This window comes from Rhodococcus sp. ARC_M12, assembly GCF_022810385.1.
Lineage (GTDB): Bacteria > Actinomycetota > Actinomycetes > Mycobacteriales > Mycobacteriaceae > Rhodococcoides > Rhodococcoides navarretei.
Genome location: NZ_JALGQI010000014.1, coordinates 14,221 through 36,321 on the forward strand (window position 1 = coordinate 14,221; position 22,101 = coordinate 36,321).

General features: G+C 64.5%; 19 protein-coding genes and 1 tRNA gene. 9 read left to right on the forward strand and 11 right to left on the reverse strand.

The window, feature by feature from the left end:
* Nucleotides 1-8 precede the first annotated feature (8 nt).
* Genes egtA through egtD form a run of 4 tightly spaced genes read left to right on the forward strand, consistent with a single transcriptional unit; the run spans nucleotide 9 to nucleotide 4,278 of the window.
* A complete protein-coding gene (gene egtA / locus MTX35_RS17695) occupies nucleotides 9-1,265 on the forward strand; it encodes an ergothioneine biosynthesis glutamate--cysteine ligase EgtA (RefSeq protein ID WP_243596231.1) in 1,257 nt (418 codons plus the stop codon).
* A complete protein-coding gene (egtB, locus tag MTX35_RS17700; protein ID WP_243596232.1) occupies nucleotides 1,262-2,566 on the forward strand; it encodes an ergothioneine biosynthesis protein EgtB in 1,305 nt (434 codons plus the stop codon). Before egtA ends, egtB begins: the two co-directional genes overlap by 4 nt.
* The gene (egtC, locus tag MTX35_RS17705; RefSeq protein ID WP_243596233.1) at nucleotides 2,567-3,316 is read left to right on the forward strand and encodes an ergothioneine biosynthesis protein EgtC; all 750 of its coding nucleotides are present in this window, start codon (nucleotides 2,567-2,569) and stop codon (nucleotides 3,314-3,316) included. It begins immediately after the preceding gene.
* Nucleotides 3,313-4,278 (forward strand): L-histidine N(alpha)-methyltransferase, encoded by a 966-nt coding sequence (gene egtD / locus MTX35_RS17710; protein ID WP_243596234.1) that lies wholly within the window; start codon nucleotides 3,313-3,315, stop codon nucleotides 4,276-4,278. The genes egtC and egtD overlap by 4 nt, the downstream gene beginning before the upstream one ends.
* 104 nt (nucleotides 4,279-4,382) lie before the next feature.
* Here egtD and MTX35_RS26050 read toward each other — a convergent pair whose 3' ends face one another.
* The 9 genes from MTX35_RS26050 to MTX35_RS17755 form a co-directional block, all read right to left on the reverse strand.
* Nucleotides 4,383-4,904, reverse strand: a complete 522-nt coding sequence (locus MTX35_RS26050) for a DUF559 domain-containing protein (protein WP_308198139.1) — start codon at nucleotides 4,902-4,904, stop codon at nucleotides 4,383-4,385.
* 522 nt (nucleotides 4,905-5,426) lie between these two features.
* Nucleotides 5,427-6,806, reverse strand: coding sequence for an ABC transporter permease (locus MTX35_RS17720; RefSeq protein ID WP_243596236.1), 1,380 nt, complete (start codon nucleotides 6,804-6,806; stop codon nucleotides 5,427-5,429).
* Nucleotides 6,803-7,555, reverse strand: coding sequence for an ABC transporter ATP-binding protein (locus MTX35_RS17725; RefSeq protein ID WP_243596237.1), 753 nt, complete (start codon nucleotides 7,553-7,555; stop codon nucleotides 6,803-6,805). The genes MTX35_RS17720 and MTX35_RS17725 overlap by 4 nt, the downstream gene beginning before the upstream one ends.
* Nucleotides 7,556-7,636: 81 nt before the next feature.
* Complete coding sequence (locus MTX35_RS17730; protein ID WP_243596238.1) at nucleotides 7,637-8,296, reverse strand: response regulator transcription factor; 660 nt, start codon at nucleotides 8,294-8,296, stop codon at nucleotides 7,637-7,639.
* Nucleotides 8,296-9,492, reverse strand: coding sequence for a sensor histidine kinase (locus MTX35_RS26055; RefSeq protein WP_243596239.1), 1,197 nt, complete (start codon nucleotides 9,490-9,492; stop codon nucleotides 8,296-8,298). Before MTX35_RS26055 ends, MTX35_RS17730 begins: the two co-directional genes overlap by 1 nt.
* Nucleotides 9,493-9,510: 18 nt before the next feature.
* Nucleotides 9,511-10,137, reverse strand: a complete 627-nt coding sequence (locus MTX35_RS17740) for a hypothetical protein (protein ID WP_243596240.1) — start codon at nucleotides 10,135-10,137, stop codon at nucleotides 9,511-9,513.
* 183 nt (nucleotides 10,138-10,320) lie between these two features.
* The gene (locus MTX35_RS17745; RefSeq protein WP_308198140.1) at nucleotides 10,321-11,304 is read right to left on the reverse strand and encodes a ribose-phosphate diphosphokinase; all 984 of its coding nucleotides are present in this window, start codon (nucleotides 11,302-11,304) and stop codon (nucleotides 10,321-10,323) included.
* Nucleotides 11,301-12,773 (reverse strand): bifunctional UDP-N-acetylglucosamine diphosphorylase/glucosamine-1-phosphate N-acetyltransferase GlmU, encoded by a 1,473-nt coding sequence (glmU, locus tag MTX35_RS17750; protein WP_243596241.1) that lies wholly within the window; start codon nucleotides 12,771-12,773, stop codon nucleotides 11,301-11,303. Before glmU ends, MTX35_RS17745 begins: the two co-directional genes overlap by 4 nt.
* A 52-nt stretch (nucleotides 12,774-12,825) precedes the next feature.
* Nucleotides 12,826-12,896 (reverse strand) — tRNA-Gln (locus MTX35_RS17755).
* Between the two features lie 258 nt (nucleotides 12,897-13,154).
* Between MTX35_RS17755 and MTX35_RS17760 the strand changes: the two genes are divergently transcribed.
* The 5 genes from MTX35_RS17760 to MTX35_RS17780 all read left to right on the forward strand — a co-directional run bounded on the left by MTX35_RS17760 (nucleotide 13,155) and on the right by MTX35_RS17780 (nucleotide 19,509).
* Nucleotides 13,155-13,793 carry a TetR/AcrR family transcriptional regulator gene (locus MTX35_RS17760; protein ID WP_094613864.1) on the forward strand — a complete coding sequence of 213 codons (639 nt, stop codon included), beginning with the start codon at nucleotides 13,155-13,157 and terminating at the stop codon, nucleotides 13,791-13,793.
* Between the two features lie 189 nt (nucleotides 13,794-13,982).
* Nucleotides 13,983-14,627: a ScbR family autoregulator-binding transcription factor gene (locus MTX35_RS17765; RefSeq protein WP_243596242.1), complete on the forward strand. Its 645-nt coding sequence runs from the start codon at nucleotides 13,983-13,985 to the stop codon at nucleotides 14,625-14,627.
* Between the two features lie 28 nt (nucleotides 14,628-14,655).
* On the forward strand, nucleotides 14,656-14,796 hold the full coding sequence (locus tag MTX35_RS17770; RefSeq protein ID WP_243596243.1) for a hypothetical protein: 141 nt from the start codon (nucleotides 14,656-14,658) through the stop codon (nucleotides 14,794-14,796).
* Between the two features lie 217 nt (nucleotides 14,797-15,013).
* On the forward strand, nucleotides 15,014-18,592 hold the full coding sequence (gene mfd / locus MTX35_RS17775) for a transcription-repair coupling factor (protein ID WP_243596372.1): 3,579 nt from the start codon (nucleotides 15,014-15,016) through the stop codon (nucleotides 18,590-18,592).
* A gap of 2 nt (nucleotides 18,593-18,594) precedes the next feature.
* Nucleotides 18,595-19,509, forward strand: coding sequence for a MazG family protein (locus MTX35_RS17780; protein ID WP_243596244.1), 915 nt, complete (start codon nucleotides 18,595-18,597; stop codon nucleotides 19,507-19,509).
* Nucleotides 19,510-19,716: 207 nt separating this feature from the next.
* Here MTX35_RS17780 and efeB read toward each other — a convergent pair whose 3' ends face one another.
* On the reverse strand, nucleotides 19,717-20,967 hold the full coding sequence (gene efeB / locus MTX35_RS17785) for an iron uptake transporter deferrochelatase/peroxidase subunit (RefSeq protein ID WP_243596245.1): 1,251 nt from the start codon (nucleotides 20,965-20,967) through the stop codon (nucleotides 19,717-19,719).
* Nucleotides 20,948-22,087 carry an iron uptake system protein EfeO gene (efeO, locus tag MTX35_RS17790; protein ID WP_243596246.1) on the reverse strand — a complete coding sequence of 380 codons (1,140 nt, stop codon included), beginning with the start codon at nucleotides 22,085-22,087 and terminating at the stop codon, nucleotides 20,948-20,950. The genes efeB and efeO overlap by 20 nt, the downstream gene beginning before the upstream one ends.
* Nucleotides 22,088-22,101 lie beyond the last annotated feature (14 nt).

Sequence of the window (22,101 nt, forward strand, 5' to 3'; positions counted from 1 at the left end):
AGGAATGAGTGTCGTCCAACGAGAAGTCCCTCGAGCTGAGCTCACGCCCGGCAGCAGAGGCATACGTGTCGAAGGTGTGTTTCAAGCTGGGGCCACCGGCTCTCATCGGTGCCGAACTCGAGTGGCTCACCGCCCTCGACGACGGAACGCGTCCCACCCTTTCTGCGCTCGCAGCCGCGCTCGGTGATCATTCCCCGCGCAGTATCGCTCCCGAGTCGCCCGCCCAACCGTTGCCGGGCGGAAGCATCGTCACCGTCGAACCCGGCGGTCAAGTCGAATTGTCCAGTTCGCCTTATACATCCGTTTCCGATCTCGCGCCGATGCTCGACGCGGATGCCCGATTGTTGCGCGACATGCTCGACGCCTCCGGCATCGACATCCTCGCTGTTCCGGCCGACGCGACTCGCGCCCCCGAGCGGCTTCTCACCCTGCCGCGGTACTGCGCGATGGAAAGCCGATTCACCACCATCGGCCCGTACGGCAAGCTGATGATGTGCAACACCGCAGCGACTCAGGTGAGTGTCGACGCCGGCCGGGATCGCGCCGACGTTGCCGCGCGTTGGCGGATGCTCCACGTGATCGGCCCGGCATTCGTGGCTGCCTTTGCACGCTCGCCCGAACTCGCCGGAGCTCCCGATGGAACGTGGGCATCCCAGCGAATGCGGACGTGGCTCGAACTGGATTCCAGCAGAACGGATTCCAGTAGAACTGCGGCACCGAACACCAGCGACCCGATCGCGGACTATGCCAGCTGGGCACTCGACGTGCCACTGCTCTGCATCCAGGGCACCACGCAGAACTGGGAAGCGCCGGCGGGCACCACGTTCGCTCAGTGGGTGGACGATCCCGACATCGTCGGCCGCACAGCGACTCACGGGGATCTCGACTATCACCTGACCACCTTGTTCCCTCGGGTACGCGCCTGCGGCTACTTCGAGATTCGTTATCTCGACACCCAGCCGGACGGCCAGTGGGTGGTTCCCGCAGCCGCGTTCGAGGCGTTGCTGTCCACACCCGAGCTGGTGGCTCGCGCCACCGAGATCGGAGCTGGGACGGCCGGACGCTGGCTCGACGCGGCTCGCGTCGGGCTGTCCGATCGCGATCTCCGCACTGCCGCAACCGAACTGCTCGACCTCGCAGCGGAAGTCGACGGGGAGTACTCCGGCCACCTCGCTGCGGCATCTCGCCGGTGCAGTTCAGGCGAACCTCCCAGTGAATTCGATATGGCATCGCCGAATTTTCAGGATCGAAAGGAATCGGTGTGAGCGCCGAACAACTCAGGAACAGGATCGAAACGGTCCTCACTCGCAGTCGTGCCCGCAGTGCGGCACTCACCGACTGTGTGGACGAGACCGAACTGATGGCACAGCATTCGCCGCTGATGAGTCCGCTGGTCTGGGACCTCGCGCACATCGGCAGCCAGGAAGAGCTCTGGCTCGTCCGTGACGTCGGCGGTCGTGATCCGGTGCGTCCCGATATCGACGAGCTGTACGACGCGTTCAAGCATTCGCGTTCGTCGCGCACGTCGCTTCCGCTGCTCACTCCGGACGAGGCGCGCGTCTATGTGCAGACCGTCCGCGACAAGGCCTGGGACGTGTTGGATCGCAGTACGTTTCAAGGTAGGCCCGTCGAGAAGCACGGTTTTGCTTTCGGGATGATTGCCCAGCACGAACAGCAGCACGACGAGACCATGCTCGCGACCCATCAATTGCGCGTCGGGCCTGCGGTTCTGACGGCTCCTGCTCCGCCTGCCTCCACGGTCCCGGTGTCGGGTGAGGCCGTCATCGCCGGTGGCCCGTTCTCGATGGGGACCTCGCTCGACCCGTGGGCACTGGACAACGAGCGCCCGGCTCATGCCGTGCACGTACCGACGTTCGCCATCGACCGAGCCCCGATCACCAACGCGCAGTTCACGGATTTCATCGCCGACGGCGGGTACGAGCGCCGTGAACTGTGGACCGAGAAGGGCTGGCACCATCGCGTCGATGCGAATCTGACGGCTCCTCAGTTCTGGGAGACCGACTCCGACGGCACGTGGTGGCGTCGCAGCTTCGGCGTGCGTAAGCCGGTGCGCCCGCATCAGCCTGTGGTGCATGTCAGCTGGTTCGAAGCCGACGCCTACGCCCGCTGGGCAGGTAAGCGTCTGCCGACGGAGGCCGAGTGGGAGAAGGCCGCGCGCTTCGACGCCGCGACCGGCACCAGCCGCGCGTACCCGTGGGGTGACGCCGAACCCACTGCTGCACATGCCAATCTGAATCAGCGGCATCTGGAACCGGCGGACGTCGGTGCCTATCCCGACGGTGCCTCCCCCTCCGATGTGCATCACCTCATCGGTGACGTGTGGGAGTGGACGTCCTCTGAGTTCGAGGCGTACCCCGGATTCGAGGCGTTCCCCTACGCCGAATACTCCGAGGTGTTTCTTCGCGGCGACTACAAGGTGTTGCGCGGCGGCTCGTTCGGAACCGACGAGGTGGCGTGCCGAGGCACGTTCCGTAACTGGGACCATCCGATTCGCCGGCAGATCTTCAGTGGGTTCCGGTTGGCCCGTGACGTCGAGCCCAGCTGAATGTGCCGTCACCTCGGGTATCTCGGCCCTCGCACTTCCGTCGGGGGAGTGCTCACGGACGGCGATCACAGCCTGCGTGTGCAGTCGTATGCCCCCGACGACATGCGCGGCGGCGGCACCATCAACGCCGACGGATTCGGTGTGGCCTGGTGGCAGGCCGGTTCCGTTCGCAGCTACCGAAATCCCATGCCCATCTGGACCGACCCCGCAGTCGATGACGTTCTGCCGCAGCTCGAGTCGACGTCGGCGATCGCCGCGGTGCGATCGGCCACGGTGGGAATGCCGGTGGAACGCTCGGCTTGCGCGCCGTTCACCGACGGCCGCTGGGCGTTCAGTCACAACGGTGTCGTCCGCGGCTGGCCCCATTCGCTGACCGACCTGTGGTCCGAGGTGCCGCCCGAGGATGCACTCACGTTGCCGGCTCCGACCGATGCGGCCGCTGTCTGGATAGTGTTGCGGCAGTTGCTCGCAACCCTGGAACCGGCAGTGGCCCTGGCCACTCTGGTGCGGCGCATCGAAGCGCGGGCGCCGGGCTCCAGGCTCAACTTCCTCCTCGGTGACGGGGAAAACCTGTACGCCACCGCAGTGCATCACGCATTGTCCGTCCGCAGTTCCGGCGACGCCGTCACCATCGCGTCCGAACCCACCGACGATCACTCCGACTGGACGCCCATCGACGACCGCAGTCTTGTCGTCGCCACGGCATCGGATTTCACCGTTTCCCGTCTCGATGAAGAGGAGCACAGATGAGCACTGTCGAGGTACACCTCGCAGACACGGCACTGGTGGACGAATTACGCAAGGACGTGCGGGACGGGCTCACATCCGATCCGAAGTGGCTCTCGCCCAAGTACTTCTACGACGCCGTGGGCAGCGAGTTGTTCGAGCAGATCACCGTCCTGCCGGAGTACTACCCGACCCGAACCGAGCGGGCACTGCTCGAAGAACATGCCCTCGATATCGCCGAGGCAACCGAATCCACGATGTTGATCGAGCTGGGCTCGGGTTCATCGGAGAAGACGAAGATCCTGCTCGCGGCCGGGGTCAAGCATGGCTCATTGAAAACGTATGTGCCGCAGGATGTATCGGTCACGGCGCTCGAAGGTGCCATCGAGCAGCTCTCGCTGGAGTTCCCCGCCCTCGAAGTGCGCGGCATCGTCAGCGATTTCACCGACACTCTGAGCAATCTGCCGGACGGCCTTCGGCGGACGATTGCGTTCCTCGGTGGAACCCTGGGCAACCTCATTCCCGAGGAACGCGAGGAATTCCTGGGGGCTATCGCCGGTGCCCTGGATTCGGGCGAGTATCTGTTGCTCGGTGTCGGGCTGGTCATCGACCCGGACGTGCTGGTCCCGGCATACGACGACGCCGCAGGGGTGACAGCGCAGTTCAATCGAAATGTGCTGTCGGTGATCAACTCTCGCCTGGGTGGCAACTTCGATGTCGATGCGTTCGAGCACGTCGCCCTGTGGAACGCCGAGCAGGAGTGGATCGAGATGCGGCTCCGCGCCACGTCGGCGCAGGAGGTGTACCTCGCCGATCTCGATCTGCACGTGCACTTCGATGAAGGCGAGGAACTCCGCACCGAGATCTCTGCGAAATTCCGACCGCAGGGGATCACGGACGAACTGGCTGCAGCGGGATTCGACGTCGAGCATCTGTGGTCCGACGCCGATTCCCGATTCGCGCTCATTCTCGCTCGGAAGGTCTAGTAGCTCGCTTCAAGTGGGCACCAGTGCACGCTACGGACGCAGATCGACGGGATCCCGTCGATCTGCGTCCGTAGCGTGCACTCCGGCCCGCCGCAGCCGCAGAATCACGGGAGTCGACGGTCCGTTGCCGCGATCGATTTCCGACGACGGCGCACCACGGTGATGATTTCGTCCACAACGCGATCGAGGTCCGCAAGTGCCGTTGCTGCCGAGTATCTCAGCACCAACCAGCCGTCGAGCACCAACTCGTTCTGCCGTCGACGATCGTTGTTGAACGTGGCGGGGTCCGTATGGAACTCTCGGCCATCGATTTCGACGATGACTCGTGCGGAAAAGTCGACCAGGTCGCCGTAGAACTTTCCTACGCGCGCATTGATCTCCATGGTGAAGTGGCGAGCGGTCAATGCCCGCGCTACCACGCGCTCCGGCTCGGATCGTGTTCTCGGGCAGCATGTTCGAAGCTGCTTCCGAACGGCAGCCATCCCGTGCATCCCTTTGGCCGTGTCACACAAAGCGGCAACCCGTCGCCACGGCAGATGATGGTCGATGGCGTTGTCGAAGAACTTCTCGAGATCGGGCGTCGACAACGAGGTCGCCACGTCGACGAATGTCTGTTCCAGTGACACGACTCGCAGGCCTCGGTGGAGTACGGCATCGAGCAAGAGGCGTCGGCGATGGATTCGAATCCAGGGCACCGACCTCGACTGGGTGTTCGGGGCTACCGTGACAGAGACGAGACGCGGTTCGTAGTCGATCAGTCCCCACAACCAGGCCGCACTTTCGTGGCTCAGCACGGCATCCGGTCTCCACAGAGTCGCACCGATGCACAGGTCGAAGTAGTCCGGTTTCTCAGTCGCGTAGACCTTCGGTAGTAGGCGTACGAGTTCGCCCGACTGCGATCGCCTCGAAATCGTGCTCGTACTGAGCCCTTGCGCCACCAATTGTTGCACCGTGTAAACCCCCATTGGTACACCGTTGCGGTTATGGAGACCCTGCAACAGTGGCAATCTCGCAATTGTGGATAACTCGATCACGTTATCCACAGGCAGTGCCCGGCAGAGTGGGCACCAGTGCACGCTACGACCGCCGATCGACGGCATCCCGTCGATCGGCGTCGGTAGTGCGCAACCCGGCCCGTAGCCTCGCGATCAGGCGTCCGCCAGCGCAACGACTGGCGAGATCTGATTCGCACGTCGCGCCGGTGTCAGTGACGCACCGAGTGCGAGGAGGCCACCGCACAGCACGGTTCCGGCGATAACCGCCCACGGCAGGGTGGGTGCGGTGAGCCCGCGTGAATCCAAGGAACCCAGCAGAGATTGCGCTGCGGCCCAGCCGTAGACGATGCCGAGGATCAGACCGAAGCCCATCGATGCGACCACCATCTGGCTGCTCTCCGAGAGGATCATCGCCCGAATCTGCTTGCGGGTGAATCCGAGAGCGCGGAGCAGACCGATCTCTCGGGTGCGCTGCAGAATGCTCAGCAGGAGGTTGTTCACCATCCCGACCGCCGCGATCACAGCCGAGAACCCGATGAGGCCGGTCATGATTCCCACCGTCACGGTGAGGACCTGGTCGACCGATGCTTCGTCGAACTCGTTGACGAGCATCGACCGGTAGCTGTACATCGCGACCGCGAACGTCGTCACCAACGTCACCCCGATCAGCAATCCCACCGCGGTGCGGGTGCTGCGATCCGGATAGCGAATTGCGTTGGCCGAGGCCAATCTCGCCGCTGGTCCGCGGCCGAACAGTCTGCCTACCGCCTTCAGCGTCGCGGGCAGAATTCGGTAGGCACCGACCATGATCCCGGTGAACGACGCGACACCACCGAGGAAGGCGACCAGAACACCGCCCGGGTTGAGCATCCCGACCAAGATCCCGAGCCCGAGCAGCGCTGTTCCGCCGGCGATCAGCACGATCGACAACACCGTCCTGATACGACGTGACCGCGGGGCCTCCACTCCGGTGTCGACGGCACCTCCGGTTGCCTGTACAGGCGTCACGTCCAGGACCTTTCGAGATCCGATGTACGACGCCAACGTCGTCGTCAGCACCACGATGACAACCGGCAGGATCACCAGCGGTTGAACGGACGTGTACTGCACGTCCGGCAGCTGACCGGCCGAGACCGCAACGGCCCGGGCCAGGTGACTCGCGCCGACGCCGAGGACCATACCGACTGCGCCACCGAACAATCCGACGACGAGGCCCTCGCGTGCTACCGATCTGCGCAGGTCACGAGAGCGGGCTCCCAGCAGTCGAAGTAGTGCGATGGTGCGGGTGCGCCCCGCGACGATCGTCGCGAACGTGTTCGAGGTGACCACCGCCGCGACGTACAACGCGAGGCCGATGAATACCAGCGCCACGCTGTACAGCGCAGTGACGGCCGCACCGTCGGCGTCCCCGAAGATATCGACGAGAAACGCCGTGGCCTGAATCAAGACCACACCGAAGAACGACGCCAGCGAGGTGACCAGAATGCTGGCACCGTGCTCCTTCGACGCCTGAGCGGAAGTCAACGCACTCATCGGACGCTCTCCATTCCCAGCATGTAGCTCGAAATCTGCTCCGCATTGGAACGTCCCAGCTCGTCGACGATGTGCCCGTCGGCGAGGAAGACGATGCGATCGGCGTAGCTGGCCGCGATGGGGTCGTGGGTGACCATGACGATCGACTGGCCGTACTCGCGCACCGCTGCAGCGAGTAGGCCGAGAACCTCACGGCCGGTGCGGGAGTCGAGGTTGCCGGTGGGCTCGTCGGCGAAGATCAGATGCGGCCGTGTGCCCAGCGCCCGGGCGATCGCAACGCGCTGCTGCTGCCCACCCGAGAGCTGATGCGGGCGGTGGTTCACCCGCTCCTGCAGTCCGAGAGTATCGATGAGCTGCTCGATCCATGCCGACTGCTGCGCTGTGGGCGCACGGCCGTCGAGCTCGAACGGCAGCAGGATGTTGCCCCGAACATCGAGGGTGGGGACAAGATTGAAGGACTGAAAGATGAAGCCGACCTGCTTGCGCCGCAACGTCGTCAGAGCGTCGTCGTTCGCCGAAGTGATGTCTGCGCCGGCCAACATCAGATGACCTGAACTGGCGTTGTCCAAGCCCGCCATGACATGCATCAGGGTCGACTTTCCGGAACCGGACGGACCCATGATGGCAGTGAACTGTCCGCTGTGAATATCGAGAGACACGTTGTCGAGGGCGCTCACCGGATTGGACGAGTCGCCGAAATACTTGCTGACCTGAAATGCCCGGGCGACCGGGGGATGTGTTGTCGTCATGTCCACAACGCTATGAACTCGGCGGACCGGAGTAATCAGGCGCGAGTCTTCGCCTCGTACATCTGCAGGATGACTTCGGGGTCAGTCTCCGGTCAGTCCGTGCTCGAATGCGTAGACCACCAGCTGCACTCGATCACGCAGATGGAGCTTGGCGAATATGCGGCTGATGTGCGTTTTCACCGTCGCCTCGCTCAGGTACTCCAGCTCGGCGATCTCCGAGTTGCTCAATCCGCGGGCTGTGAGCCTGAAGAGCTCCTTCTCCCGCGCAGTGAGAGTGGCGAACGCATCCGGAACCTTCGGCACCACCGGCGTCGGCGTGAAATGAGCCAGCAAACCCGTCGTCGCGGAGGCGGCGATCACCGAATTACCTGCGTGCACCGTGCGGATCGCGGCGAGCAGAAATTCCGGGTCCGCATCCTTGAGTACGAATCCGCTTGCTCCCGAACGAATTGCCCGTGCCGCACTCTCGTCGAGGTCGAACGTCGTCAGGACCAGGATCCGCGGAGGAGTATCGGAGGCAGCCAGAATCTGCTCGGTCGCGGCGATACCGTCGAGCACCGGCATCCGGACGTCCATGAGCATCACGTCCGGAGTCGCCGACGCGGCGAGCTCGACGGCTTCTCGTCCGTTACCCGCCTCGCCGACGAATTCCAGATCGGCCTGCGAGGAGATGAGCATGCGAATACCCGCCCGGAACAGTTGCTGGTCGTCGACCAGCGCCACCTTGATTCGATCGGCCATCAGTCGATTCCTTTCGTGGACGATCCGGCGGCAGGAAGCCAGGCAGTCACGGTCCACGACGAGCCGTCGCCGGTCGCGGTGCACATGCCACCGGCGAGGCTGGCGCGCTCTTTCATTCCTGCGACTCCGTGACCGGAGGATTCGGGGCTGTCACGCCCGGGGAGAACGCTGTTGCGCACCGTCAGTTCGATGCCGGCAGAATCGGATTCGATGGTCACGGTCACCGGTCGGTCCGGATCACCGTGCCGCAGGGCGTTGGTCAGCGATTCTTGGGCAATGCGATACAGCGCCAAGTGCGTTCCGGCACCCAACGACACTTCGGTGGGGTCGATCGAGGAGTCGATGGTCAGGCCGGTGGCACGCATCTGATCGAACAGGCGCTCCAGATCGCCGGGGCCAGGGGTCGGTAGATCACCCTGACTGTGCCGAAGCTGTCCCAGTAGCACCCGAACGTCGGACAGAGCCTCGCGGGCGGTGTCGGAGATGGTCGTCAGTGCGGTGTCGACGGCAGCGGGGTCCACGGCGCGCACGTAGCGTGCACCGTCGGCCTGAGCGATCACCACGGCGAGCGAGTGCGCCACGATGTCGTGCATGTCGCGGGCAATTCGGTTGCGCTCCTGCTCGATTGCCACTTCGTGTTCGGCGCGGGCCTGATGTACCTCGGCAAGCTCGCGCGCGTGTGCGGATTCGATGGCCGAGCGGCGCGCGTAGGCGAGCCGGCCCAGGGCCCAGGACAGACCGAGCATTGCCCACAGGCCCGCGAGGAGTAGGGCGAACTGTAGGAGTCGAGGTTCCTGGTAGACCTCTTCGGTCGGCGAGCCGAATGGATTGCCGTCCACGTAGGCCAGATACAACGCTGCGATCACTCCGCCGCCGACGGCCGACGCCAGCCCGAGGCGTCGAACCACGTTGTCGCCGTACGCGGCCGTGCAGTACAGGATCGCGAAGATCGCTGTATCGGCCGAGAGGTCGAGTACCCCGCCGACCATCTGCACGACGGCGAGCACCCAGGCGAGCGCCAACGACAGTCGCGGTGATCGGCGCCGAACTGCCAGTGCGAGGCCGAACCCGATCAGGACAACCACGGCGGGAGAGCCGTAGGGTCCGCTCAGGGTTGACGGCAGCAGCAGAAGAACGAAGACGACGGCGTAGGTGACGTCGAGCACCTGCCGCGAGATCGAACGCTTGCGTAGCACTCGATCAGACTACGTGGATCAGTTGGTGCGGCGACGAGCCTTCTCGAGCGCGGCCAGAGTGGACAGCACGGTTGTCCGCTGCCGTTCGAGATCCTTCATGCGAGCACGTGCCGGGAGGCCCTGCACGCCGTCGAGCGCGCTGATCTGCTCGTCGACGGAGGTGAGTTGGCCGAGCAACTTCTCCACGCGGGACTGCAGTTCGATCGCATCGATTCCGGTGACACCGGCCTGAGACTTCTTCGCCGGTGCCTTCGCCGGAGCGGATGTCGGCGAGACCGGTGCGTTCCCTGCGGCAGCGGCCCTGGGACGCAACGCTTTGCGGACAGCAGCCGGATCGGGCAGCTTCTCGAGCCGAATCCGGTTGAGCACCTCACGTGCATCCCGAGCGGTGACGCGGTATTCGCGCTCCTCCTCGTCCTCGGACGCCAGCGTGCCGCCCAGAGGGCGCAGGCCGTACATCCCGATGAAGTGCTTGGCCTCGTCGATGACGGCTTCCTTCTCGCGGCACAGACCACAGCGCGGCTCGTTTCGGAAGTCCTCGACGCTGTCGGTGCTACCGCACCAGACGCACCCGCCCGGCGTCCATCGGGCGATTCTGACCGTAGTAGTTCCAGCCGGGCCGTGGGAAGAGTCTGCGTCGATCACGACGAGTCATCTTAGGTGACAACAAAACCCGCCCCGCACACCCCCGTCTCGCGAGCTGCATGTTCGGGTCACGGAGGTGACGTAGTTCATGCGACGCGGACGGAGAGTGGGCGGGGCGGGTTTCGGATCGAGCGAAACAGACCTGGAGGTCGGGAGTGGAGCCTGCGGAAGGACCCAGGAGTACTAGGCGCTGCCGTTGAACAAGCTTGTCACCGAACCGTTTTCGAAGACCTCGCGGATGGTGCGAGCCAGCAGCGGAGCGATCGAGAGCTCGGTCAGCGTGTCGAAGCGCTTCTCGTCGCTGATCGGCAGGGTGTTGGTGACGACGACTTCCTTGGCACCGCAGTTGGCGAGGCGCTCGGCGGCCGGGTTGGACAGCACGCCGTGGGTTGCAGCGATGACGACGTCACCCGCTCCGGCTTCCTTGAGTACCTTGACTGCTCCGGCGATGGTGCCGCCGGTGTCGATCATGTCGTCGATGAGGATGCAGGTGCGGCCTTCGACGTCACCGACCACGCGGTTGGACTTGACCTGGTTGGGCACCAACGGGTCACGCGTCTTGTGGATGAAGGCGAGCGGTGCGCCGCCGAACGAGTCGGCCCACTTCTCGGCGACGCGCACACGGCCGGAGTCGGGAGAGACGACGGTGATGTGCTCGAGGCTGTACTTACCGCGGATGTGATCGGCGAGCTGGCTGTGTGCATGCATGTGATCGACGGGGCCGTCGAAGAAGCCCTGGATCTGATCGGTGTGCAGGTCGACGGTGATGATGCGGTCGGCTCCTGCTGTCTTGAGCAGGTCGGCGACCAGGCGGGCGGAGATGGGCTCGCGGCCGCGGTGCTTCTTGTCCTGTCGCGCATAGGGATAGAACGGCAGGATCGCGGTGATGCGCTTGGCCGATCCGCGCTTGAGCGCGTCGATCATGATGAGCTGTTCCATCAGCCAGGTGTTGAGCGGGAACGGATGCGACTGCAGCACGAAGGCGTCCGATCCGCGGACCGACTCCTCGAAGCGAACGAAGATCTCGCCGTTGGCGAAGTCACGCGCGGTCTGCGGAGTGACGTCGATTCCGAGTTCCTTGGCGACCTGCTCGGCCAACTCCGGATGTGCTCGACCAGAAAACAACATCAGGTTCTTCTGGTTGTCGATCCAATTAGGGGTGGTCACTGCTCTTCGCCGTCCTTTTGTTCTTGCCGATCACGATCTGCGAGCGCCGCTGCTTTCGCAGCTTCGGTTCCGGGTCTGTTGTCGATGACCCAGCCTTCGATATTGCGTTGCTTGCCACCGGAGACAGCCAGCGCGCCGGGAGGAACATCGTCCCGAACCACTGTTCCTGCACCGGTGTAAGCGCCGTCGCCCACATGCACGGGTGCGACGAACGTCGAGTCGGAACCGGTCCGTACGTGGGATCCGATTTCCGTACGGCTCTTGTTGACGCCGTCGTAGTTGGCGAAGACGTTGGAGCAACCGATGTTGCTGTGGTGCCCGATCGTGGCGTCGCCGACGTACGTGAGGTGCGGAACCTTGGTGTGGTTGCCGATCGTGGCGTTCTTCGTCTCGACGTAGGCACCGAGTTTGCCGCCTTCGCCCAGCACCGTGCCGGGACGAAGGTAGGTGAACGGCCCGACGGTGGCGTCGGGTCCGATCACGGCCTGCTCGGCGTGGGTTCGTACGACCGACGCGCGCTCGCCGATCTCGACGTCACGCAGGGTCGAGTCCGGCCCGACGATGGCGTCGTCGGCGATGTGGGTCTTGCCGTGGAGTTGGACGCCGGGTTCGATGCGGACGTCCGCGCCGAGGGTGACGTCGATGTCGATCCAGGTGGTCGACGGGTCGACGACGGTGACTCCGGCCCGCATGTGCCGTTCGACGATGTGGCGGTTGAGCACGGACGTGACGTGCGCGAGCTGGACGCGGTCGTTCACGCCCACCACCAGATCGGGATCGGCGAGCTGGGTGCCGTAGACGGCTCTGCCGTCGGCCTTGCTGATCTTGACGACGTCGGTCAGATACAGCTCGTGCTGAGCGTTGGCGGTGCTGAGTTTGCCCAGGGCGATACGCAGTGCAACGGCGTCGAATGCGTAGACGCCGGAGTTGACCTCACCGATCAGCACTTGAGCGGGGGTGGCGTCGGCGTGCTCGACGATCTCGGCCACTTCACCGTCGTCGGTGCGGACGATGCGGCCGTAGCCGTTGGCATCGTCGGGAAGAAAGGTCAGCACTGTTGCGGCCGCGGGCCGCGGGGCGCTCAGATGCTCGTCGAGCAGAGCTTTGAGTGTGTGGCCGTCGAGCAGGGGAACATCGGCCGCGGTGACGAGGATCGTGCCCTCGAAGTCGTCGGGAAGGGCTGCGAGGCCGCACTGGACGGCGTGTCCGGTGCCGAGCTGGCGATCCTGGACGGCGGTGTGAATCGTGCGACCGAAGGTGGCCGCGAGGTCGTTGACGGCGTCGGTCACTCGCTCGCGATCGTGCCCGACGACGGTCACCAGATGGTCGGGGCCGAGGTCGGCGGCTGCGTGGAGAGCGTGCGCGAGCATCGTGCGGCCGGCGAGGGGATGCAGAACTTTCGGAGTCTTCGACCGCATTCGGGTACCTGCACCCGCAGCGAGAACGACCACGGCGGTCTGCACAGGCATTGAGCTCCTCAGGCGGTAACGCGAAGACGGTATGCACGAATGATGTTGCTCGCTCCGCCGCCAGGACTCGAACCTGAACTATCTGAACCAAAATCAGAGGTGCTGCCATTACACCACGGCGGATAAACGGCCAGCGGTTTCATCAGTGGCCGACGAATCGAACGACTCATTCGTTTGCCGCTGCGCTCCCACTGAGCGCAACGATCCTCGCACGCGAGGTGGTGGTGAGTCGAACCGCGACGTAATAGAGACCACGCGACCCGTTCTGGTACCCGCACTCCCGACGCTCGAAACCGGATGGTTCGGGCATGGTTAGGGTGAGGGAAGGCGTCGAATGCGGCGTCCGACAGTGCACACGGTCGGCAACGGAAGCGGTTTTCCATGACAGGCGCAGCCTCCGAGCAGGAACGCTCACCTCGGGTTCGGATGACAGGGACGCAACGGCGCGAACAGTTGATAGAGGTGGGTCGGACGCTGTTCGCCGAACGCGGGTACGAGGCTGCCTCGGTGGAGGAGATCGCCGGACGTGCGAACGTGTCCAAGCCGGTCGTCTACGAACACTTCGGCGGCAAGGAAGGCCTCTACGCCGTCATCGTCGATCGGGAGATGTCGACGCTTCTCGGCATGATCACCAAGTCACTCGACCTCAATCGGTCGCGAATTCGCGTCGAACGTGTCGCACTTGCACTGCTGACCTACATCGAGGACCGGACCGACGGTTTTCGCATTCTCGTCCGTGATTCCCCTGCCGCTGCCGAGGACGGTAAGTACTCGTCGTTGCTCAACGAGGCCATCGGTCGCGTCGGGCACATGCTGGCCGGGGACTTCTCACGCCGCGGACTGGATCCCGAGTTCGCGCCCATGTACGCCCAGGCCTTGGTGGGAATGGTGTCGATGACGGCGCAATGGTGGCTCGATGTGCGCACACCGTCGAAAGAGGTGGTTGCGGCGCACGTGGTCAACCTGTGCTGGAACGGACTGACGAATCTGGAGGCCGACCCTCGATTGACCGAGGAATGAGACTCGGTTTCGACTCTTGCCTGGGAAAGAGGGGGTATCGTCCCCTTTGTCGGCCGTGAGAGCTCTGTCACTCCCGGCAGGGTTCTCGATCGGACCGATGCATGTTGGCACAAGACGTAAAGCCACTCAGTGGTACCGTTCGGGCGTAATTTGCGCAGTGGCAGTTCTGAAATTGCGAAGGCGGATCCTATGGTCAGGCAGGCTCGCGCTGAAATCACTCGCGACACCGTGCTGGCTGGCGCAGCGAACGTATTCTTGCGCCTCGGGTACGCGAACGCGAGCCTCAGCGAAATCATCTCTCAGTCACAGGTCACCAAGGGCGCTCTGTACTTCCACTTCGGATCCAAGGAAGAACTTGCGCGGGCGGTCATCGACGAGGGTAATTCCCGCCTGATCACTGCATGCCAGCAGTTCAACGACGGCCGCATCCCGGCGCTGGAAGCGGCCATCGGCATCTCCTACATCGTCGTCGACCTCTCGGTCAGCGATCCCATGGTCTCGGCCATGCTTCGGCTGAGCCACCAGATCGGCGATTACCGGGGGACCGAGGGCAACGTCATGGCCGGGTGGAGCGAATCGTTCGACAAGCTCGCCGCCAAGGCCATCGCGCAGGGTGACATCGACCCCAACTCGGACCCCAAGACCATCGGATCCCTCGTGCTCGAGATTCTGACGGGTGTGCACATGGTCGCCGTTGCCACCTCCACCACCGAGGAACTGCCGTCGCGCATGGAGCGCCTCTGGTACTACCTTCTTCCGGCTTTGGTGCCTGCCAACAAGCTCGACTACTTCCGCGAATTCGCAGCACGTCGAGTCATTCGCTTCGGGCCGTAGCTACCGGTTCTTCTGTACGAACTCCGCGATGTCGTCGCGCAGCCGATCCGGGTACTCGCCGTTGATCGCAGGCGACGCGATCGTCACCGAGTGCCTGCACGATCCGGGTCACGACTCGGCCGCTGCCGCCGAGGCCCTCGTGTCGATGCTGGAAGCAGCTCTGACGTAGCCCGTCCTCGTCTCCCGCCTGCCGGGCAGTCGGTGTACTCCCATAGACTCGGTGGTGACTGTGCGTGAGCAGCCATCGCCTCGAATCGCTTGTAGGAGCATTGCTGTTGTCTTCCGATTCTCTGCCTGCCATTTCTCCATCCGGGCCGGCCCCGATCGTTCCCGACGCGGCGCTGCAACTCTCGGGTCTGGCGAGCGTGGCGCTGACGGATTCGTCGATGGTGGCCGTTGCCGACGCAATCGGAACCGCTGAGCACACGCTCATCGGACCGCACTCGGTTCGCCCGTTCGTCGCCGCTGCGATCGCGCAGCACACCCAGCTGTTGATCGTCACCGCCACCGGGCGTGAAGCGGACGATCTGACCGACGAACTCCGCCAGATTCTCGGCGGCGGAGTGGTCATGTTCCCATCGTGGGAGACGCTTCCGCACGAGCGACTCTCACCGAGCGCCGACACCGTCGGCAAACGCCTCGACGTGCTCCGACGGCTCGCGCGCCCCGGCGACGCCGACTACGGCGATCCCCTGCGCGTCATCGTCACCACCGTCCGGTCGCTGGTGCAGCCGATGGCCCCTGGCCTCGGCGAGATCGAGCCCGTGACCCTGAAGGTCGGTCTGGACATCGATTTCGACGGCTTGATCCACCGACTCGTCGAGTTCGGCTATGTGCGCGTGGACATGGTCGGCAAGCGCGGCGAGTTCGCTGTCCGCGGCGGCATCCTCGACCTCTTCTCGCCGACGGCAGATCATCCGGTGCGCGTGGAATTCTGGGGCGACGAGATCACCGAGCTCCGTGCGTTCGCAGTCTCCGATCAGCGTTCGTTGCCCGATCACGAGGTAGATCTGGTCATCGCGCCGCCGTGCCGCGAACTGTTGCTCACCCAGGAAGTCCGCGATCGCGCCGCAGTGCTCGCAGCCGACAATGCCGGCGATACCGCGTTGGTCGAGATGCTCGACAAGCTGTCCGCAGGCGTCCCGGTCGAGGGCATGGAGGCGTTGCTGCCGCTGCTGCAGCCGGGTGAGCTGCAATTGCTCGCCGATACTCTCCCCGCAGGAACACACGTGTTGCTGTGCGACCCCGAGCGAATTCGTACGCGCGCAACAGATCTGGTGCGCACGGGCCAGGAGTTCCTCGAAGCATCCTGGACGGCTGCATCGATCGGTGGAGCTGCGCCGCTCGATACCTCCACCCTCGACACGTCCAGCCTCGAAGGGGCGTCACTCGACCTCGGTGCTTCTGCCTACCGTTCCCTGCGGCAGGTTCGCGAGTCTGCGCAAGTGCACGGCCGTCCGTGGTGGACCATCAGCCCGCTCGCTTCCGGCAACGGTGAGGAAGTCGAACTCGCCGTCGATTCGGTTCCGGAGGTTCGGGGGTCCGAGGAGGCGCTGACGGCCCTGTTCGCGACCTTGCGGGCGCACATCGCCACCGGTGGTCGCGCTGTCATCTCCGTCGCCGGTGCAGGTACCGCCACCCGCATCATCGAACGCCTCGCCGAGGCGGAAGTGCCTGCAGCACATCTCGATTCCGGTGCGGTCCCGGTCGCTGACATCGTCAACGTCCTGTGCGGATCGTTGCACGACGGCCTGGTGTTTCCCGACGCGAAGCTCGTGGTCGTCACCGAGAGCGATCTGACCGGCAACCGCGTGGCCGCGGCGGGCGAGGGACGCAAACTCCCGGCGAAGCGTCGTAATCAGGTCGATCCGCTCGCCCTCGTGGCCGGCGACAGCGTCGTGCACGATCAGCACGGCATCGGCCGATTCGTCGAGATGGTCGAGCGCACCATCGGCGGTGCGCGACGCGAATATCTCGTCGTCGAATACGCACCCAGCAAGCGCGGTCATCCCGGAGATCGACTCTTCGTCCCCATGGACTCGCTCGACCAGCTCTCGCGTTACGTCGGCGGTGAGCTGCCGTCTCTGAGCAAACTCGGCGGATCGGACTGGGCCAATACTAAACGCAAGGCGCGCAAGGCAGTTCGCGAGATCGCCGGAGAGCTCGTGCAGCTGTACGCGGCTCGGCAGGCGGCTCCCGGACACGCTTTCGGACCCGACACCCCGTGGCAGCTCGAGATGGAGGATGCGTTCGGCTTCACCGAGACGGTCGACCAGATGACGGCCATCACCGACGTGAAGGCGGACATGGAGAAGGCGGTTCCGATGGACCGTGTCATTCTCGGCGACGTCGGCTACGGCAAGACCGAGATCGCGGTGCGCGCCGCGTTCAAGGCAGTGCAGGACGGCAAGCAGGTCGCCGTGCTCGTGCCGACAACGCTTCTGGCGCAACAGCATCTGCAGACCTTCACCGCACGGATGGCGTCGTTCCCGGTGACCGTCAGGGGGCTCTCTCGCTTCACGCACGGCTCCGAGTCCAAGGAGGTCATGGCCGGGTTGGCCGACGGGACGGTGGACATCGTCGTCGGTACGCACCGGTTGCTGCAGACCGGTGTCGCGTGGAAGGACCTCGGTTTGGTCATCGTCGACGAGGAGCAGCGCTTCGGCGTCGAGCACAAGGAGCACATCAAGTCGCTCCGAACCCACGTCGACGTCCTGACGATGTCGGCGACTCCGATTCCCCGAACGCTCGAGATGAGCCTCGCCGGAATCCGTGAGATGTCGACCATTCTCACCCCACCCGAGGAGCGGCACCCGGTGCTCACCTACGTGGGCGCGTACAACGACAAGCAGGTCGCCGCGGCCATCAGGCGTGAGCTGCTGCGCGACGGCCAGGTGTTCTTCGTGCACAACCGAGTCAGCTCGATCGACAAGGCCGCGAAGAAGATCCGCGATCTGGTCCCCGAGGCCCGGGTGGCGACGGCACACGGTCAGATGAACGAGGAGACCCTCGAGCGCACCGTGCAGGGGTTCTGGCAACGCGAGACCGATGTGTTGGTGTGTACCACCATCATCGAGACCGGTCTCGACATCTCCAACGCCAACACACTGATCGTGGAGCGGTCCGATTCGCTCGGCCTGTCGCAGTTGCATCAGCTCCGCGGTCGCGTGGGGCGTAGCCGCGAGCGTGGCTACGCGTACTTCCTGTATCCGCCCGAGAAGCCGCTCACCGAGACCGCCTACGACCGGCTGGCGACCATCTCGCAGAACTCCGACCTCGGTGCCGGTATGGCCGTGGCGATGAAGGACCTCGAAATCCGTGGTGCCGGAAACGTTCTGGGCGCGGAGCAGTCCGGCCACGTCGCAGGCGTCGGATTCGACCTGTACGTGCGGCTCGTCGGTGAGGCGGTCGAGGCGTACCGCGCGGCCGCCGACGGAAAGCCCATCACCACCGACGAGGCACCCAAGGAAGTTCGTATCGACCTCCCCGTCGACGCCAACATCCCACCCGACTACGTCACCAGCGATCGGTTGCGACTCGAGGGCTATCGAAAGCTCGCTGCGGCAGCCGATTCCGAGGGCATCGACGCCGTCATCGAAGAGCTCGTCGACCGGTACGGCCCGTTGCCCGAGGAGGTCGGCCGACTGGTCTCTATCGCCAAGCTGCGCCTGATCGCCAAGGAATACGGTCTCACCGACGTCAACGTTGCCGGAACGCAGGTGAAGCTGGCGCCGATGGACTTGCCCGACTCCAAGCAGATCCGACTCAAGCGGCTCTACCCGAGCGCTGCATACCGGGCCACGACCGGAGTGGTCCAGTTGCCGCTGCCGCGCGTCGAAGGGGGCGGCGTGGGGGCGGCGCGCGTACGCGACGTCGAATTGGTGCAGTTCATCGCCGATCTCATCCTATCCTTGGACGGGAAGCCATCTCGGTCGGTGTTGTTGGAGCAAACAGTGGGGGTGTAGCGGTGACGGTAGTTCTGCTCGACCCTGTTCGACCCACACAAGTGCCGGTGGATGCTGTCGAATTCCTCGGCGGCGCGGTGCAATTCACCGAAGAGGTACCGGTGCGGGTGCGGTGGCTGTTCTCGGGAACCGCTGCGCCCGACGCCGTCGACGCAGTGCTGGTGAGCACCGACCCGGCCAACCCCGACGTCCAGGATCGGATCGCGCGCGGCGAACGCGTCGTTGCTGCTGAGAAGCTACCTGGTGACGACGTCATCGCAGCCGTGCAACTCATGGATCGCCTGCGCACCCTCGGCGGTTGGGAAGCGCAGCAGACCCACGAGTCGTTGCGCGGTTACCTCCTGGAAGAAACCTACGAGCTGCTCGACGCCATCGCCGCGGGCAACCTGGTGGACCTGCGCGAGGAACTCGGAGACCTGTTGCTGCAGGTCCTCTTTCATTCCAGGATCGCTCAGGATGCCGCCGAGAACGCGTTCGATGTCGACGACGTCGCCGCCGGACTCGTCGCCAAGCTCACCCACCGCAGCCCGCACCTCGGTCGAACGGATGCCGGTCCCATCGACATCGCCGAACAAGAGCGGGCATGGGAAGAGAAGAAGGCATCGGAGAAGGCACGCGGGTCCTGCGTCGACGGAATCGCCCTGTCTCAGCCGTCACTCGCACTGGCGCAGAAAGTGATCGGACGGGCCACCAAGGCAGGCCTGCCCGACGAGCTGATTCCCGACGGCCTACGCGTCGTACACATCGGGGTCGATCACTCGCACGGAGGAGACAGTGCCGAGGACGCACTGCGGCGTCGGGTATTGGATTTCGCAACCCTGATCCGCAATGCCGAAGCGTCGGCCCGCAACGCCGGCATCGAGTCGGGGGAGATGTCTGCACTGGACTGGATAGAGCATTGGGGTCTGCGGGGCTGACACTCCCGTCCGGACCGCCCACCCCCCCGGACGCCCACCCCCCCCGAACGCGTCAATGGACCACTGCACTGCCCAGACGTATGCAGTGCGCCATTCACGCGAACCAGGCTGCTGCGTCAATGGACCCTTGCAGCGGTCAGACGCATGCAAGGGTCCATTGACGCGGACGGGGTGGGGTTGGACGGGGACGGGGTGGGGGCGGCCGGGCTACTCGAACAGCGTCGAACCCCAGTATCCGGATTCTCCGACGCCGGGTGGGCAGGCGAATACCGCGGATCCCACGTGTTGGATGTATTCGTTCAATGCGTCTTTGCGGGAGAGGGCCAATTGCATCGGGACGAATTGGGTCAGTGGGTCGCGGCAGTAGGCGATGAAGAACAGTCCGGCGTCGAGGTGGCCGAAGCCGTCGGAGCCGTCGGTGAAGTTGTATCCCCGACGCAGGAGCTGGACGCCGCCGAGGTTCTCCTTCGACGCCAGGCGCACGTGCGCGGTCTTGTCGATGAACGTGCCCTCGGGGCCCTGGGACTCGAAATCGAGTGCGTCGAATTCGTCTTTCTGCCCGAGCGGCGCACCAGTTCCCTTGCTGCGGCCGATCACTCGCTCTTGTTCCTTCAACGTGGTGCGGTCCCACGATTCGATCAACATTCGGATTCGACGCGCCACGAGGTAGGAGCCACCTGCCATCCACTCTTGATCGTCGTCGGCAGAGACCCACACGTTCTCGTCCAGCAACGACGGATCCTCGGCCTTGAGGTTGGCCGTTCCGTCCTTGAATCCGAACAGGTTTCGCGGAGTTGCCTGGGTGGTCGAGGTGGAGGAGGTTCGACCGAAGCCGAGTTGCGACCATTTCACCGACACCGTGCCGAAACCTACGCGAGCAAGGTTGCGGATGGCGTGGACGGCAACCTGGGGGTCGTCGGCACAGGCCTGGATGCACAGGTCACCGCCGGAGCGGCTGGGATCGAGGTTGTCGGCCGGAAAATGCTGCAGATCGGCAAGTGACGCAGGCTTTTTCGATGCCAGATCGAATCGGTCGAACATCGACGGACCGAATCCGATCGTCAACGTCAGCGACGACGCCGTCAGGCCGAGTGCTTCGCCGGTATCGGCGGGCACGTTGTACTCGCCGCCGTCGACTGCGCCGCCGTCGAACGTCTCCTCACCCTTGGTGAGCCGTTCGGCCATCAGGGTCCACTTCTTCAGCAGCGCAACGAAGTCCTCGCGCGAGTCGGTGGTGATGTCGAACGCGACGAAGTGCATACGATCCTGCGCGGGGGTGACGATGCCGGCCTGGTGGTCTCCACGGAATTCGACGACGTCCGAAACGGGTGCCTCGGCACCGGAGGCCGTTGCATGTCCTGCGAGGGCCCCGACTCCCACGAGCGCAGCACCGGTCCCGACGGCGCCGAAGAGGCGCCGTCGGGAGAACTGCCCGGTCTTACTGTCCGGCGACGACACCCTGCACCTGACTCACTTCGGCGGACAAGGCATCGATCTTGTTCGAGAGTTCCTGGCGCTGCGGCTCGGTCACGGTGTCGTAGAACACGAAGCCGTCCCCGCTGCGGTACTTGGCGAGTTCGGCATCGAGCTCGGCGAAGCGGGCGTCGATGGCGGTGCCGAGCTCGGCGTTGCGCTCGTCGAGGATGGGGCGGACGGCAGCAATGGCCGCCTGTGAGCCGTCGACGTTGGCCTGGAAGTCCCACAGGTCGGTGTGCGAGAAGAAGTCCTCTTCACCGCTGATTTTGGTCTTGGCGACCTCGTCGAGCAATCCCTGTGCGCCACCAGCGACCTGGATGGGATCGATCGTGAAATCCTCGGCCTTGATCTTGTCTGCGAGTTCGGTGATGTCGGCCTCGAGCTGATCGGCCATCGCGTTCGTGTCGGGCTGCATTCCCTGCGTCCACAGGTCCTTCTCGATGCGGTGGAAGCCGGTCCATTCGGCTCCGGGCTCCACGTCGGGCTCACGCAGGTCGATGCGCGGGTCGAGGTCGTCGGGGAAGCTCTCGGCGACTGGCTCGATGCGCTCGTAATAGCTACGCGCGATGGGGAACTGGGCCTTGGCTGCGGCCACGTCCCCGCTCTTGACGGCGGTGACGAACGACGTCGTGGTCTCCTGCAGTGCATCGATCTGGCTGACGACGTAGCGCTTGTAGCCCGCAGCCGCCTCGGTGAGCAAGCCGTCCTCGTCTGTCGAACGCACCGAGTCGCCGGTGACGACGTAATCGGCGCGGATGCCGTCGCCCACCATGCCTGCCTTGCAGGCGGTTTGGTATGTGCCGGGGTCGGGCAGGGCGACGATGAGCTGACGCGTCAAGCCGGGTCCGATGTTCTCCACTTCGCCCATGACGCGGTCACCCTCGCCGTAGACGTAGAACTCGGTGACCTTGCTGCCGTTGTTGGTGATCTGGAACGTCGAGTTTCCGGTGGTGCCCTCGGAAGCGCCGACGTCGCAGGAGGAGTCGGTTGCGGTGACGGCAATATCGCCCGACGCGGCCTCGGTGGAGGACTTCTCTGTGCATCCGGCCAGAGCCATCGGCAGAACCGCGACGGCGGCCAGAGCGTAGGTGGTACGACGCATGGTGGTGGTGCCTT

What these genes read in the sequence shown, in the direction of transcription:
- MTX35_RS17770 (WP_243596243.1), top strand. Translation starts at nt 14,656, where the DNA reads ATGTCGTCGCGCAGCCGATCCGGGTACTCGCCGTTGATCGCAGGCGAC.
- MTX35_RS17730 (WP_243596238.1), bottom strand. Translation starts at nt 8,296, where the DNA reads ATGGCCGATCGAATCAAGGTGGCGCTGGTCGACGACCAGCAACTGTTC.
- MTX35_RS17765 (WP_243596242.1), top strand. Translation starts at nt 13,983, where the DNA reads ATGGTCAGGCAGGCTCGCGCTGAAATCACTCGCGACACCGTGCTGGCT.
- MTX35_RS17720 (WP_243596236.1), bottom strand. Translation starts at nt 6,806, where the DNA reads ATGAGTGCGTTGACTTCCGCTCAGGCGTCGAAGGAGCACGGTGCCAGC.
- glmU (WP_243596241.1), bottom strand. Translation starts at nt 12,773, where the DNA reads ATGCCTGTGCAGACCGCCGTGGTCGTTCTCGCTGCGGGTGCAGGTACC.
- MTX35_RS17760 (WP_094613864.1), top strand. Translation starts at nt 13,155, where the DNA reads ATGACAGGCGCAGCCTCCGAGCAGGAACGCTCACCTCGGGTTCGGATG.
- efeO (WP_243596246.1), bottom strand. Translation starts at nt 22,087, where the DNA reads ATGCGTCGTACCACCTACGCTCTGGCCGCCGTCGCGGTTCTGCCGATG.
- MTX35_RS17725 (WP_243596237.1), bottom strand. Translation starts at nt 7,555, where the DNA reads ATGACGACAACACATCCCCCGGTCGCCCGGGCATTTCAGGTCAGCAAG.
- egtD (WP_243596234.1), top strand. Translation starts at nt 3,313, where the DNA reads ATGAGCACTGTCGAGGTACACCTCGCAGACACGGCACTGGTGGACGAA.
- egtC (WP_243596233.1), top strand. Translation starts at nt 2,567, where the DNA reads ATGTGCCGTCACCTCGGGTATCTCGGCCCTCGCACTTCCGTCGGGGGA.
- mfd (WP_243596372.1), top strand. Translation starts at nt 15,014, where the DNA reads ATGGTGGCCGTTGCCGACGCAATCGGAACCGCTGAGCACACGCTCATC.